We start from the raw sequence: 14839 nt of genomic DNA, 5'->3' as shown, positions 1-14839 counted from the left end.
GTGTATGCGGCGGTGATGTGCGCGGGAGCGGCTGCCTGGCTGCTGGCCGGGCGCGACCGGGACCTGCGGCGGGCGCGGTTGATGCTCGCGGGCGGAGCGGTGGATCCGGAGGGCGCGAGCGCGCTGTGGGAGCGGCTGACGGCGCCGGTGCGGGGGCGGCTGCGGCGGGAGTGGCTGTGCGTGCCGGTGGCGGTGCTCGTGGCTGTACTGGGCGAGTCGGTACTGCCGTTGGCCGCGGGAGCGGTGGCGGTGCCGTTGGTGGGACGCCGGCTGCGGGCCGGGGAGCGGCGCCGGGAGCGGGAGAGGAGGGCGGAGGCGGTCATCGCGCTGTGCGGGGCGGTGGCGGGCGAGCTGCGGGCGGGCAGGCAGCCGGGGCAGGCGCTGTTCGCTGCCGCGGCGGGCACCGACGGCCTGGGCGGGGCGGAGGCCGACGTGATGGCGGCGGCGCGGTTCGGCGGGGACGTACCGGACGCGCTGAGGAGAGCGGCCCGGGAGCCGGGGGCGGAGGGGCTTGCCGGGGTCGCCGCGTGCTGGCGGGTGGCGGTGGACGGCGGAGCCGGTCTCGCGGCCGGGCTCGACCGGCTGGAGGGCGCGCTGCGGGCCGAGCGGGACCAGCGGGAGAACCTCCGGGCGCAGCTGACGGGTGCCTGGGCGACGGTGGCGCTCCTGGCGCTGCTTCCGGTGGCGGGGCTGCTCATCGGCAGCGCACTGGGGGCCGGACCGCTGCGGGTGCTGCTGCACACCCCGGCCGGAATGGGGTGCCTGCTGGTCGGCGGGCTGTTGGAGGGCGCGGGTCTCTTCTGGGCCCGGCGGATCGTACGACAGGGGGAGGGCTCGTGTTGAGCGGGGATGTTGTCCACAGGCTGGGGGTGGTGGTGTCGGCCGCGGCCACCGCGGTGTGGCTGGTGCTCGCGCTGGCCGGACGACGGCGGGAGTGGTTGCTGCGCAGGCGGCTGGCGGCGCTGCTGGCCGTGGAGGCGGCAGGGGTGACCGGGACGGGCTTCGAGTGGTGGCGGTGGCGGCCCGGGTACGGGGAGCGGGCACTGCGCTGGGGGCCGCCTCTGGGGGCCGTGGTCACCGGCTATGTGCTGGTCGGCGGCGTGAGCGGGTGCGCGGTCGGGGCGGTCGCGGCGTACGGGGCCGTGCGATGGCAACGCAGGCGCAAGCCGCGCGAGGAGGGCCCCGTCGACACGCGCCAGCTTCCGCTCGCCGCCGACCTCCTGGCGGCCTGCGTTTCTGCGGGCGCCGGGCCGCGCGAGGCGGCGGAGGCGGTCGGGGACTCGCTCGGCGGACCGGTGGGTGAGCGGCTGGCGCGGGCGGCCGCCGAACTGCGGCTCGGGGGTGAACCCGCGGACGCCTGGGCTCGGCTGGGCGCGATACCTGGCGCCGCGGGGCTGGCCCGCTGTCTGGAACGGGCGGGTGCCACCGGGGCTCCGGCGGCCGATCCCGTGTCCCGGCTGGCCGAGGGGCTCAGGACGGAGCGGGCGCGGGAGGCGGCGGCCCGGGCCCAGCGGGCGGGCGTGCTGATGGTCGGGCCGGTCGGGCTGTGCTTCCTGCCCGCCTTCCTGGTGGTCGGAGTGGTGCCCGTGGTGATCGGACTGGCGAGCGGACTGATGAACGGCAACTGACCTTGGGGGTCGAGATGCGGGTGTGGAAGCGGATGCGGGCACAGGCGTCGGCGCTGGTGCGCAGGGCGGCCGGCGGCGGGGACGCGGGAATGACGACGTCCGAGTACGCGATGGGGACGATCGCGGCATGCGCCTTCGCGGCGGTGCTCTACAAGGTCGTCACGAGCGGCATGGTGTCGTCGGCCCTGGAAGCGGTCGTGGGGAGGGCTCTCCATGTGCCGTTCTGAGGCCGGGGGACGCGGTGACCGGGGCTATGTCACGGCGGAGGCTGCCGTGGTGGTGCCTGCCCTGGTGCTCTTCACCATGGCGCTGGTCTGGGCACTGATGGCGACTTCCGCGCAGATCCAGTGCGTGGACGCGGCGAGGGCGGGTGCCAGGGCCGCCGCGCGCCAGGAGCCGGAGGACGCCTCGGTGGCGGCGGCCCGGCAGGCGGCGCCGCGCGGGGCGCGCGTCACCCTCGGTAGGGAGGGCGATCTGGTGCGGGTGGCCGTCGAGGCACCCGCACCGGGGCCCGGCGTGCTGTCACTGACGCTGCGGGCCGAGGCGGTCGCGCAGGCGGAAGAGAGCGTGGGGGTGGTGGCATGAGGGGGAGGGGAGGAGGAGAGAGCGACCGGGGGTCGGCCACGGTGTGGGCTGTTGTGGCGGTGGCCGTGCTCGGGGTGGTGTTCGCGGGAGCGCTGGCCATGGGGCAGGCGGCCTTGGCCCGGCACCGGGCCGGTGGCGCGGCGGACCTGGCGGCCCTCGCGGCGGCGGCGCACTGGATGCGGGGCCAGGCCGCCGCCTGTGATGAGGCGGCCGAGGTGGCGGCGGCTCAGCGGACGCGTCTGATCAGCTGCTCCGTGTACGGCGAGGTCTCCGACGTCACGGCAGAGGCCGGCGCCGGGCCGTACAACGTGACGGTGAGGGCCCGGGCCGGACCCGCCGGACCCGTGGCCTCCGGGCTCACTCCCCGGGCCGCTCAGCGGCAGCAGGAGCCTCCGGGGGAGCAGGGGGTGCCGGGGGAGCAGGAGGCCGCGGGGCATCCGGAGCGTCCGACACGGCCGGGTCGTCCGGGGCTTCCCTGAGAAGGACGGTCAGGAGGCGGACGGCAGCCCGTTTGTCGAGGGGGTCGTTGCCGTTGCCGCACTTGGGCGACTGGATGCAGGAGGGACATCCCGCCTCGCACTCGCAGGAGGCGATGGCCTCACGAGTGGCGGTCAGCCACTGGCGGGCCGTGTGGAAAGCCCGCTCGGCGAAGCCCGCGCCGCCCGGATGGCCGTCGTACACGAAGACGGTCGGCAGCAGGGTGTCCGGGTGGAGCGGGACCGAGACGCCGCCGATGTCCCACCGGTCGCAGGTGGCGAAGAGCGGGAGCATCCCGATGGAGGCGTGCTCGGCGGCGTGCAGGGCGCCGCCCAGCTGCTCCGGATTGACGCGGGCGGCGTCGAGCTGGTCCTCGGTCACCGTCCACCACACGGCGCGGGTCCGGAGCGTGCGGGCAGGGAGGTCGAGCTTGGTCTCACCGAGCACTTCGCCGGTGACGAGTTTGCGACGGAGGAAGGAGACGACCTGGTTGGTGACTTCGACGGATCCGAAGCAGAGGCGGCCTTCGCCCCAGGGAACCTCGATGTCGGTTTCCAGGACGGAGATGGCGGTGGTGTCGCGGGCGGTGGTGGAGTACGGCGGATTCGCCTCCTCGACCAGGGCGACGGCGCCGTACGGGTCGTCCAGGTCCAGGCGCTTCACCAGGTACGTACGGCCCTGGTGGAGGTGGACGGCGCCGTCGTGGACGGAGGTGTGGGCGGCGGACGCGTCGACCGTGCCGAGCAGCCGGCCGGTGTCCGCCTCGACGATCTGCACGGGCCGGCCGCCCTCGCCCCGGATGTCGGTGAGGTCGGCGGCCCGTTCCCGGCGGGTCCAGTACCAGGACTTGCCCCGGCGGCGGAGCAGGCCGGCGGCCTCCAGTTGCGGCATCAGCCCGGGGGCAGCGGGACCGAAGAGCTCCATGTCGGCATCGGTGAGCGGGAGCTCGGCGGCGGCGGCGCACAGATGGGGGGCGAGGACATACGGATTGGAGGGATCGAGGACCGTGGACTCCACCGGCTGCCGGAAGAGCGCATCGGGGTGATGGACCAGGTACGTGTCCAGCGGGTCGTCCCGGGCCACGAGGATCGCCAGGGCGCCCTCGCCCGACCGCCCGGCCCGCCCCGCCTGCTGCCAGAGGGAGGCGCGGGTGCCGGGGTAGCCGGCGATGACTACGGCGCCCAGGCCCGACACGTCGACGCCGAGTTCGAGCGCGGTGGTCGCGGCGAGGCCGAGGAGTTCGCCGGAGTGCAGGGCGCGTTCCAGGGCGCGGCGTTCCTCGGGGAGGTAGCCGCCGCGGTAGGCGGCGACCCGGGGCGGGAGCGAACGGTCGACGGCGGCCAGGCGTTCCTGGGCGATGAGGGCGATCAGCTCGGCGCCGCGCCGGGAGCGTACGAAAGCGACCGAGCGGACGCCCTGCACGGTCAGACCGGTGAGGAGGTCGGCGGTCTCGGCGGTGGCGGTACGGCGTACGGGCGCGCCCTTCTCACCGTGCAGTTCGGTGAGCGGCGGCTCCCAGAGCGCGAACACCAGTTCGCCGCGCGGGGAGGCGTCGTCGGCGACCTCCTGGACGGGGAGGCCGATGAGGCGGGCCGCGGCCACGGTGGGCTGTGCGGAGGTGGCGGAGGCGAGCAAAAAGACGGGGTTCGCGCCGTAACGGGCGCACAGGCGGCGCAGGCGCCGGAGGACCTGGGCGACGTGCGAGCCGAAGACGCCGCGGTAGGTGTGGCACTCGTCGACGACGACGTAGCGCAGGGCGCGCAGGAAGGAGGCCCAGCGGGGGTGGGAAGGAAGGATTCCGCGGTGCAGCATGTCCGGGTTGGTCAGGACGTAGTTGGCGTACTGACGCACCCATTCGCGCTCTTCGACCGGCGTGTCGCCGTCGTAGACCGCCGGCCTGACGGCGTTGCCCAGCGGCGCGGCCAGCGCCTTCACCGCACGGCGCTGGTCGGCCGCGAGGGCTTTGGTGGGGGCGAGGTAGAGGGCCGTCGTGCCACGCCCGTTCGGCGCCTCGGAGCCGTCGAGGAGGGTGCTGAGGACGGGGGCGAGATAGGCGAGCGACTTGCCGGACGCGGTACCGGTGGCGATGACGACGGAATCGCCGTCAAGGGCGTGTTCCGCGGCCTGCGCCTGGTGGGTCCACGGATGCTCGATCCCGGCGGACTGGATGGCCGCGATCACTTCCGCACGGATGCGGTCGGGCCAGACTGCATGGGAACCCGCACGTGGGGGCAAGTGCTCCGTATGAGTGATGCGCGAGGACCGGCTCTCCCCTGCGGTGAGCCGGTCGAGGACCGTACCGGGAGAGGGGCGCGCACCCGCGTTCTCCGGAGGTCGACTGGGACGGTGATTCTTGGCCATCGGCACCGAGTGTGTCACTGGCGTGACGGACAATGCTCCCAAGGCGTCGTGCATGCATGCTGGTAAGTGATTGAATGCCATTGCGGCTGGCGTTCCGTCCTCTGGCTCCGCCGGGGAGACCTCAGGGGGGCGGCCGCTCGATAGCAAGGTGCTGGAGGATCCGTGGACCTGTCCCTGTCGACTCGCAATGTGTCCGGACCTGGTGGCGACCGTACGGTCGTCGAGGTCGGTGGCGAGATTGATGTGTATACCGCGCCCAAGCTGCGCGAGCAGTTGGTCGAGTTGGTGAACGACGGCAGTTATCACCTGGTCGTCGACATGGAGGGCGTGGATTTCCTCGACTCCACCGGACTCGGCGTGCTCGTGGGCGGACTCAAGCGCGTCCGGGCCCATGAGGGCTCGCTGCGACTGGTCTGCAACCAGGAGCGCATTCTCAAGATCTTCCGGATCACCGGACTGACCAAGGTGTTCCCCATTCACACCTCGGTCGACGAAGCCGTCGCGGCCACCGACTGACGGCTTCCGGGAACCGGAAGGAAGAGCAGGGGCTCCGGGCTGTCGGCCCGGGCCCCTGAGAAGCACGCCCGAACGTCCGAGGGGGACCGCACATGGCCACCGTTGAACTCCGCTTCAGCGCCCAGCCCGAGCACGTCAGGACGGCACGTCTGGTGGCGGCCGCCGTGGCGCGCAGGGCCGGGGTGGACGAGGCGGTGCTGGACGAAGTCCGACTCGCGGTCGGCGAGGCGTGTAGCCGTGCGGTGGGACTCCACCGCAGCCACGGCATCTCCGCCCCGGTCCGGGTCGCCCTGACCGAGGAGGAGAAGGCTTTCTCCATCGAGGTCGGGGACGAGGTCCCCGGTTCGGGCGGTACGGCCGGATCGGTTCCCGGGGTGCGTGGCACCGCGGGGCCCGACTCCGTGTCCGGGTCCCCGTCCGCGGGATCCGGCGCGGGCTCCGACGCCGATTCCGACGACGAGGACGAAATGGGGCTGGCGGTCATCAGCGGACTCGTCGACGATGTCGAGGTCGTCACCGGTGAGTCCGGCGGTGTCATCCGCATGAGCTGGCCGACGGCACTGGCGACCGTGCTCCCCTGATCCCCGTTCCGGCCCCAGGGGGCCGGTCTTTTCCGTGAGGCCCTGCTGAGCAGGGCCTTTCTTATTTCCTTGGATCTTTGCGGGAGATCGTTCCCTGATCATCAATGCGTTTGTCCCGTTACCGATTTTGGCGAGTTTACGGGAACGCGATCATTTACTGAGTGGCCGGCGAAGGTCAATTGCGTTCGCGGCACTCTGTTTTGATCGGGTTCCACTCCCTGCAATCCGTCCACGTCTTGAGCTCTGAGCGTCAAGGAGGACGAATGACGGGGCTCTTCACCTCAGAACAGCTGGACCACCCCTCTACTCTCGCGGCCGCGGTACTCACCGACGAGAACCGGATCGTCGTGATCGTCGTCGCCGCAGTGGCGCTGGCGGCCCTGGTCGTCGCTCAGCTGCTGGTACGTCAGGTCCTGGCGGCCGGCGAAGGCACCGACAGGATGAAGGAGATCGCGGCGGCGGTGCAGGAAGGCGCGAATGCCTATCTCGCTCGGCAGTTGCGCACACTCGGTGTTTTCGCCGTCGTGGTTTTCTTCCTGCTCTTCCTGCTTCCGGCCGACAACTGGTCGCAGCGTGCGGGGCGTTCCGTGCTTTTCCTGGTCGGCGCTCTTTTCTCGGCGGCGACCGGTTACATCGGGATGCGGCTGGCCGTACGAAGCAATGTGCGCGTGGCGGCCGCCGCGCGTGAAGCGACCCCGGCCGAGGGTGAACCGGAAAAAGATCTGCCGGAAAAGATCTGACGACCGTCGCACACAAAGCAATGAAGATCGCTTTCCGTACGGGCGGTGTGGTCGGCATGTTCACCGTGGGCCTCGGCCTGCTCGGTGCCTCCTGCGTCGTCCTCGTCTACGCGGCCGACGCGCCCAAGGTGCTGGAGGGCTTCGGGCTCGGCGCCGCGCTCATCGCGATGTTCATGCGGGTCGGCGGCGGCATCTTCACCAAGGCCGCCGACGTCGGCGCCGACCTCGTCGGCAAGGTCGAACAGGGCATCCCGGAGGATGATCCGCGCAATGCCGCGACCATCGCCGACAACGTGGGCGACAACGTCGGCGACTGCGCGGGCATGGCGGCCGACCTCTTCGAGTCGTACGCCGTGACGCTCGTCGCGGCGCTCATCCTCGGCAGGGCCGCCTTCGGCGACGCGGGACTGGCCTTTCCACTGATCGTTCCGGCGATCGGCGTGGTCACCGCGGTGATCGGCATCTTCGCGGTCGCCCCGCGGCGCGCCGACCGCAGCGGAACGACCGCCATCAACCGCGGCTTCTTCATCTCCGCGGTGATCTCCCTCGTCCTGGTGGCGGTGGCCGTCCTCGTCCACCTGCCGTCCTCGTACGCCGGCCCGGACGGCGTCACCGACGCCGCGGTCAAGGGGCACGGGGGCGACCCGCGGGTGCTGGCGTTCGCAGCCGTCACCATCGGCATCGTCCTGGCCGCCCTGATCCAGCAGCTGACGGGGTACTTCACCGAGACGAACCGGCGCCCCGTCAGGGACATCGGCAAGTCCTCGCTGACGGGCCCCGCCACCGTCGTCCTCGCCGGTATCTCCATCGGCCTGGAGTCCGCCGTCTACACCGCGCTGCTCATCGGCCTCGGCGTGTACGGCGCGTTCCTGCTCGGCGGTACGTCGATCGTCCTCGCCTCTTCGCGGTGGCCCTGGCCGGCACCGGTCTGCTCACCACCGTCGGCATCATCGTCGCCATGGACACCTTCGGCCCCGTCTCCGACAACGCCCAGGGCATCGCCGAGATGTCCGGCGACGTCACGGGCGCGGGCGCGCAGGTCCTCACCGACCTGGACGCCGTCGGCAACACCACCAAGGCCATCACCAAGGGCATTGCCATCGCCACCGCCGTCCTCGCGGCGGCGGCGCTCTTCGGTTCGTACAGGGACGCCATCGAGACGGCGCGCCAGGAGGTCGGCGCGAAGGCCGATGGGCTGGGCCTCCGGATGGACATCTCGCAGCCCGACCACCTGGTCGGCCCGATGCTCGGCGCCGCGGTCGTCTTCCTCTTCTCGGGGCTGGCGATCAACGCGGTGTCCAGGTCGGCCGGCGCGGTGGTCCTCGAGGTGCGGCGGCAGTTCCGCGAGCATCCCGGGATCATGGACTACACGGAGAAGCCGGAGTACGGCCGGGTGGTCGACATCTGCACCAAGGACGCGCTGCGCGAGCTGACCACGCCCGGTCTGCTCGCCGTGCTGACGCCGATCGCGGTCGGCTTCTCGCTCGGCGTCGGCGCGCTCGGCTCGTTCCTCGCGGGCGCCATCGGCACCGGCACGCTGATGGCCGTCTTCCTCACCAACTCCGGTGGCGCGTGGGACAACGCCAAGAAGCTCGTCGAGGACGGCCACCACGGCGGCAAGGGCAGCGAGGCCCACGCCGCGACCGTCATCGGCGACACGGTCGGCGACCCGTTCAAGGACACGGCGGGACCCGCGATCAACCCGCTGCTGAAGGTGATGAACCTGGTGGCGCTGCTCATCGCCCCGGCGGTGGTGCGGTTCGGTTACGGCGACGACGCCAGTGCCGGGGTGCGGGCAGTGGTGGCGACGCTCGCCGTCGCCGTCATCGTCGGCGCGGTGTACGTCTCCAGGCGGCGGCCCGTCGCCGTGGGCGACGAGGACGGTCCCGGGGGCGGATCCGGACGGGTGCCGAGACCGGCGGGCCCGGCAGCGGCGCCCAAGGCCACGCCGTAGGACTTCGTCGTACTCGTCACACCTGCTCAGCAGGCGGGCAGGCGCTGTTTCCTGACGCGGCGTCCGCCCGTCGCCGCTGCTGCGCGGGCAGTTCCGTGAGCTGTCTCTCCCTTGGTGCAAATGGCTTCAATAGGTTATGGAACGGACGTACGGCATGCGGTCGTCGCCCACTTGGCGTGTATGTTCCGGGGCCGAGAGCCTTGGAAGGGACCAATCCGGTGAACAAGAAGTGTGCGGCCGCGCTGTCCGGCGGTGCGGTACTGGTAATGGCACTGTCCGGTTGCAGCGACGACGACAGCGACAACAAGGTCAACGACTGGGCGAAGTCGGTCTGCGACCAGGTGCAGCCCCAGCTGAAGAAGATCTCGGACGCCAACGCCTCCATCCAGAAGCAGACCGCCGACAACAGCAAGCCGGCCGACGTCCAGAAGACGGACTCCGCGGCCTTCCAGCAGATCTCGGACGCCTACAAGGCGATGGGCGCCGCCGTGGGGAAGGCGGGCGCCCCGCCCGTCGGCGACGGTGAGGCGACCCAGAAGGCGGCGGTCAAGGAGCTCAATGAGTCCTCCGCGGCGTACGCCGGTCTGAAGAAGCAGGTCGACGGGCTGAACACCAAGGACCAGGCGGAGTTCGCGGACGGCCTCAAGGGAATCGCGGAAGAGCTGAGCAAGATCAGCAGAAGCGGTGACCAGGCGCTCCAGAAGCTCCAGTCCGGCGAGGTGGGCACGGCGATGGCCAAGCAGCCCGGCTGCCAGAAGCCGGGCGCGACGAACTCCGTCTCGCCGGCCGCGAAGCCGTGACCGCGAAGCCGTGATCGCGGCGCGCACGCCCTTCCGCGCGGCCCGGCCCCCCGGAAGGGGACCGGGCCGCGCGGCTTTTGTCAGTGCGAGCGGTGACAATGGCCCAGTGAGTACGACCAGCCTCCCCGCGCCCGAAAGCTCCGCCCGCCTCCGCGAAGCGCTCCTCGCCGCCGACTTCACCGCCGACGGGCTGCTGGAGCTGCTCGGCGCGCCCGCGTACGCCGCGCTCGCCCGCAGCGAGACGGTGCCCGCGCTGCGGGCCACGCGCGGCGCCGGCCCGCTCGAAACGCTCGTGCGGCTCTTCCTGCTCCAGCAGCCGGTGCCGGCCGCCCGCGCCGGGGCCGTGCTGCCCCTGGAGCAGTGCCTGGCCGACGGCTGGCTGGTGCGGGAAGGGGTGGCGGACGGGGGCGGCGGCGTACGGGCCACTGTGGACGTACGGCCCTACGGCGGGGAGGAGGGCCAGGACTGGTTCATCGTCTCCGACCTCGGCCGCGCGGTCGGCGGCGCCGGCGGCGCGGGCACCCGCGACGAGGGGGTGGTCCTGGGGGTCGGCGGCGCGTCCACCACGCTCGCCGGCATCACCGTCCGCACGCCGGTCACCAGCGCGCTCGACCTCGGCACCGGATCCGGCATCCAGGCGCTGCACGCCGCGCAGCACGCCGTCCGGGTCACCGCCACCGACCTCAACCCGCGTGCCCTGCACTTCACACGGCTCACGCTCGGGCTCTCCGGGGCGCCCGAGGCCGACCTGCGCCAGGGCTCGCTCTACGACCCGGTGGGCGAGGACACGTACGACCTGATCGTGTCCAACCCGCCCTTCGTCATCTCGCCGGGCGCGCGGCTGACGTACCGCGACGGCGGGATGGGCGGGGACGATCTGTGCCGCACGCTCGTCCAGGGAGCGGGGGAGCGGCTGAACGACGGGGGGTACGCGCAGTTCCTCGCCAACTGGCAGCACGTGGACGGTGAGGAGTGGCAGGAGCGGCTGCGCTCCTGGGTGCCGGCCGGGTGCGACGCGTGGATCGTGCAGCGCGAGGTGCAGGATGTCACGCAGTACGCCGAACTGTGGCTGCGCGACAGCGGCGATCACCGCACCGACCCCGCGGAGTACGCCGCGCGGTACGACGCCTGGCTCGACGAGTTCGAGGCCCGCAAGACCAAGGCCGTCGGCTTCGGGTGGATCACGCTGCGCAAATCCGGCGCCGAGAACCCCTCGATCACCATCGAGGAGTGGCCGCATCCCGTCGAACAGCCTCTCGGTCCTGTCGTGCGAGCCCATTTCGAACGCCAGGACTACCTGCGGACGCACGACGACGCGGCGCTGCTCGCCGGCCACTTCAAGCTCGCCGACGAGATCGTGCAGGAGCAGATCGGGCTGCCGGGCGCGGAGGACCCGGAGTACGTGGTACTCCGCCAGAACCGCGGCATGCGGCGCGCGACGAAGGTCGACACGGTCGGCGCGGGCTTCGCCGGGGTGTCCGACGGGGCGCTCGGCGCGGGCCGCATCCTCGACGCCATCGCCCAGCTCCTCGGCGAGGACCCGGTGCTGTTGCGCGACCGTACGCCCGAGTCGATCAGGCTGCTGGTCGAGCAGGGATTCCTGGAGCCGCTGGACGACGGGGTCCGGTGACGACGGGGTCCGGCAGGGCCCCGGCGTCCGCGCGCCCCGGCTTTTCCGGTCCGCCCGGTGATCCGTTCAGCCGGTGATCCGTTCACCCGGAGTTCGTTTCCAGGTCGGCGGCCGGTGTTCCGGGGGTGCCAGCCTCACCGTCCGGGGAACCAGGCCGACGGACGGTGAGGGTGAGGGGTACGGGGATGGAGAGCGGACCGGCGGTTTTCGCCGGAGCGGCGTTCACGTTGTTCGGGGCCGGGCTGCTGTGGTGGACGGGAGCGCGTACCGTGCACCGTGCGCCGGTGGCGTACGGAGTGAGCCCCGCGATCTCTTTCGCGCTGGCGACTGTGTTCGGAACGGCCTTCGTCGTTCTCGGAGTGTGGTGTTTCGGCCGTATCTGATCGGAAGAGATCCACGCGACGTCTCAGGCGGAGTCCCGCAGGGGTGGTCGAGCGGTCCGGGCGGCAGGAATGCCGGGAGTCGGGTTACCGTTCGAGTGGCCGTTGCGGGCTTTTGCCGTTTGACACGGGGGCGGGTTGTACCGTCACACTCCGCAGCGTCACCTAGAGAACACCGAGTGTCGACCGGAGAGAAGAGCCAAGTTGTCCCCGACCAGCGAGACCGCACACGGCGGCCGCCGACTCGTCATCGTCGAGTCGCCCGCCAAGGCGAAGACGATCAAGGGCTACCTCGGCCCTGGCTATGTCGTCGAGGCGAGCGTCGGGCACATCCGCGACCTCCCGAACGGTGCCGCCGAGGTGCCCGACAAGTACACGGGCGAGGTACGCCGCCTCGGCGTCGACGTGGAGAACGACTTCCAGCCGATCTACGTCGTCAACGCCGACAAGAAGGCGCAGGTCAAGAAGCTCAAGGAGCTCCTCGCGGAGTCCGACGAACTCTTCCTCGCCACTGATGAGGACCGCGAGGGCGAAGCCATCGCGTGGCACCTCCAGGAAGTCCTCAAGCCCAAGGTCCCGGTCCACCGGATGGTCTTCCACGAGATCACCAAGGACGCGATCCGCGAAGCCGTGTCCCACCCGCGCGACCTGAACAAGCCCATGGTCGACGCTCAGGAGACGCGCCGCATCCTGGACCGTCTGTACGGCTACGAGGTCTCGCCGGTCCTGTGGAAGAAGGTCATGCCCCGGCTGTCCGCCGGCCGTGTCCAGTCCGTCGCCACACGACTCGTCGTCGCCCGGGAACGCGAGCGCATCGCTTTTCGTTCTGCTGAGTACTGGGACCTGACCGGCACGTTCTCCACGGGACGCACCGGTGACGCCTCCGATCCGTCCTCTCTGGTCGCCCGCCTGACGACGGTCGACGGCCGGCGTATCGCCCAGGGCCGCGATTTCAGCTCCGTGGGACAACTGAAGAGTGACGTCCTGCACCTCGACGAGGCGAACGCCCGCGCCCTGGCCGCCGCCCTCGCCGACTCGTCGTTCGCCGTCCGCTCGGTCGAGTCGAAGCCGTACCGCCGCTCGCCGTACGCCCCGTTCCGTACGACGACCCTGCAGCAGGAGGCCTCGCGCAAGCTGGGCTTCGGGGCCAAGGCCACCATGCAGGTCGCGCAGAAGCTGTACGAGAACGGCTTCATCACGTACATGCGTACGGACTCCACGACGCTCTCCGACACCGCCGTCCGGGCGGCCCGTGCCCAGGTCACGCAGTTGTACGGCGCCGAGTACCTGCCGGACAGGCCGCGCACGTACGCCGGGAAGGTCAAGAACGCGCAGGAGGCGCACGAGGCGATCCGCCCCTCGGGCGACCGCTTCCGCACGCCTGCCGAGACGGGCCTCAGCGGCGACCAGTTCCGGCTCTACGAGCTGATCTGGAAGCGCACGGTCGCCTCCCAGATGAAGGACGCCGTCGGGAACAGCGTGACGGTGAAGATCGGTGGCCGGGCGAGCGACGGCCGCGACGCCGAGTTCTCCGCCTCCGGCAAGACGATCACCTTCCACGGCTTCATGAAGGCCTACGTCGAAGGCGCCGACGACCCGAACGCCGAGCTCGACGACCGCGAGCGCAGGCTCCCGCAGGTCGCCGAGGGAGACGCGCTGTCGTCGGAGGAGATCACGGTCGACGGGCACGCGACCAAGCCGCCGGCCCGCTACACCGAGGCCTCGCTGGTCAAGGAGCTCGAAGAGCGCGAGATCGGCCGTCCGTCGACGTACGCCTCGATCATCGGCACGATCCTCGACCGCGGGTACGTCTTCAAGAAGGGCACGGCGCTCGTGCCGTCCTTCCTGAGCTTCGCCGTGGTCAACCTGCTGGAGAAGCACTTCGGCCGGCTCGTCGACTACGACTTCACGGCGAAGATGGAGGACGACCTCGACCGCATCGCGCGGGGCGAGGCCCAGGCCGTGCCGTGGCTGCGGCGCTTCTACTTCGGCGAGGGCGACGCCGACGCCGGTGTCGCGCCGGGAGGCGCCGCGGACGCCGGAAACGGCGACGGCGACCACCTCGGCGGTCTCAAGGAGCTCGTCACCGACCTCGGTGCCATCGACGCCCGTGAGATCTCCTCCTTCCCGGTCGGCGAAGGCATCGTGCTGCGCGTCGGCCGCTACGGTCCGTACGTCGAGCGCGGCGAGAAGGACGACGAGAACCACCAGCGCGCCGACGTGCCGGACGACATGGCGCCGGACGAGCTGACCGTCGAGTACGCCGAGGAGCTGCTGGCCAAGCCGAGCGGTGACTTCGAGCTGGGCACGGACCCGGCGACGGGCCACCAGATCGTGGCGAAGGACGGCCGGTACGGCCCGTACGTCACGGAGATCCTTCCCGAGGGCACTCCGAAGACCGGCAAGAACGCGGTCAAGCCGCGGACGGCGTCGCTCTTCAAGTCGATGTCCCTGGACACGGTGACGCTGGAGGACGCCCTCAAGCTGATGTCGCTGCCGCGCGTCGTCGGCACGGACGCCGAGGGCGTCGAGATCACCGCGCAGAACGGCCGGTACGGCCCGTACCTCAAGAAGGGCACGGACTCGCGCTCCCTGGAGACCGAGGACCAGCTCTTCTCGATCACCCTCGACGAGGCGCTGGCGATCTACGCCCAGCCCAAGCAGCGGGGCCGGGCGGCCGCCAAGCCGCCGCTCAAGGAACTGGGCACGGACCCGGTCAGTGAGCGTCCGGTGGTCGTGAAGGACGGGCGCTTCGGCCCGTACGTCACGGACGGCGAGACGAACGCCACGCTGCGCACGGGCGACAGCGTGGAGGAGATCACCCCGGAGCGGGGCTATGAGCTCCTCGCCGAGAAGCGGGCCAAGGGCCCGGTGAAGAAGAAGACCGCCAAGAAGGCCCCGGCGAAGAAGGCCACGGCCAAGAAGACCGTCGCCAAGAAGACGGCCACGGCGAAGACCGCGGCGGCCAAGAAGACGACGGCCAAGACGGCGGCGAAGAAGACGACGGCAGCCAAGAGCGCGTCGGCTTCGGACGAGTAACCGAGCAGACGAGTAACCGGGCGGTCGGGTGACCGGGCGGTCGGTCCCGTCATTCGGCAGGTGGCGGTCCGGAGGACCGTCTGTGGGGGTGTCCCCGGCGCCAGTACGGAGCCGGGGCACCCTCCTGCCGACGGCCGGGACGCCCGTG

Annotated in this window: 11 protein-coding genes and 2 pseudogenes; 12 read left to right on the top strand and 1 reads right to left on the bottom strand. The window is 71.4% G+C overall.

Features of this window, described 5'->3' with window-relative positions:
* Positions 1–15 precede the first annotated feature (15 nt).
* The 5 genes and pseudogenes from BN1555_RS14770 to BN1555_RS40350 form a co-directional block, all read left to right on the top strand.
* Positions 16–843, top strand: coding sequence for a type II secretion system F family protein (locus BN1555_RS14770; RefSeq protein WP_093803409.1), 828 nt, complete (start codon positions 16–18; stop codon positions 841–843).
* On the top strand, positions 840–1628 hold the full coding sequence (locus tag BN1555_RS14765) for a type II secretion system F family protein (RefSeq protein WP_093799814.1): 789 nt from the start codon (positions 840–842) through the stop codon (positions 1626–1628). Before BN1555_RS14770 ends, BN1555_RS14765 begins: the two co-directional genes overlap by 4 nt.
* A 32-nt stretch (positions 1629–1660) precedes the next feature.
* Positions 1661–1855 (top strand): DUF4244 domain-containing protein, encoded by a 195-nt coding sequence (locus BN1555_RS14760; protein WP_255306414.1) that lies wholly within the window; start codon positions 1661–1663, stop codon positions 1853–1855.
* Positions 1842–2213: a TadE family type IV pilus minor pilin gene (locus BN1555_RS14755; RefSeq protein WP_093799813.1), complete on the top strand. Its 372-nt coding sequence runs from the start codon at positions 1842–1844 to the stop codon at positions 2211–2213. Before BN1555_RS14760 ends, BN1555_RS14755 begins: the two co-directional genes overlap by 14 nt.
* Positions 2210–2554: pseudogene (locus BN1555_RS40350) on the top strand (Rv3654c family TadE-like protein); the annotation flags it as partial. The gene BN1555_RS14755 and the pseudogene BN1555_RS40350, both read left to right, overlap by 4 nt.
* A gap of 16 nt (positions 2555–2570) precedes the next feature.
* Here BN1555_RS40350 and BN1555_RS14745 read toward each other — a convergent pair.
* On the bottom strand, positions 2571–5132 hold the full coding sequence (locus BN1555_RS14745) for a DEAD/DEAH box helicase (protein ID WP_093799811.1): 2562 nt from the start codon (positions 5130–5132) through the stop codon (positions 2571–2573).
* Between the two features lie 81 nt (positions 5133–5213).
* Here BN1555_RS14745 and bldG point away from each other — a divergent pair, with 81 nt between their 5' ends.
* From bldG to topA, 7 genes and pseudogenes are all read left to right on the top strand, one after another.
* Positions 5214–5567 carry an anti-sigma factor antagonist BldG gene (bldG, locus tag BN1555_RS14740; RefSeq protein WP_093799810.1) on the top strand — a complete coding sequence of 118 codons (354 nt, stop codon included), beginning with the start codon at positions 5214–5216 and terminating at the stop codon, positions 5565–5567.
* Between the two features lie 92 nt (positions 5568–5659).
* On the top strand, positions 5660–6148 hold the full coding sequence (locus BN1555_RS14735; RefSeq protein ID WP_093799809.1) for an ATP-binding protein: 489 nt from the start codon (positions 5660–5662) through the stop codon (positions 6146–6148).
* A 263-nt stretch (positions 6149–6411) separates the two neighbouring features.
* Positions 6412–8842, top strand: a pseudogene (locus BN1555_RS14730) (sodium-translocating pyrophosphatase).
* 218 nt (positions 8843–9060) lie between these two features.
* A complete protein-coding gene (locus BN1555_RS14725; RefSeq protein WP_093799808.1) occupies positions 9061–9642 on the top strand; it encodes a small secreted protein in 582 nt (193 codons plus the stop codon).
* Between the two features lie 106 nt (positions 9643–9748).
* Positions 9749–11272: a DUF7059 domain-containing protein gene (locus tag BN1555_RS14720; RefSeq protein ID WP_093799807.1), complete on the top strand. Its 1524-nt coding sequence runs from the start codon at positions 9749–9751 to the stop codon at positions 11270–11272.
* A 185-nt stretch (positions 11273–11457) separates the two neighbouring features.
* A complete protein-coding gene (locus BN1555_RS40345; protein ID WP_093799806.1) occupies positions 11458–11655 on the top strand; it encodes a hypothetical protein in 198 nt (65 codons plus the stop codon).
* Between the two features lie 201 nt (positions 11656–11856).
* Positions 11857–14691 carry a type I DNA topoisomerase gene (gene topA, locus BN1555_RS14710; RefSeq protein WP_093799805.1) on the top strand — a complete coding sequence of 945 codons (2835 nt, stop codon included), beginning with the start codon at positions 11857–11859 and terminating at the stop codon, positions 14689–14691.
* Positions 14692–14839 lie beyond the last annotated feature (148 nt).

Source organism: Streptomyces sp. Wb2n-11 (genome assembly GCF_001049855.1).
GTDB lineage: Bacteria > Actinomycetota > Actinomycetes > Streptomycetales > Streptomycetaceae > Streptomyces > Streptomyces altiplanensis.
The sequence above is the reverse complement of the archived record's forward strand: the minus strand, read 5'-3'. Positions and strand labels throughout refer to the sequence as shown.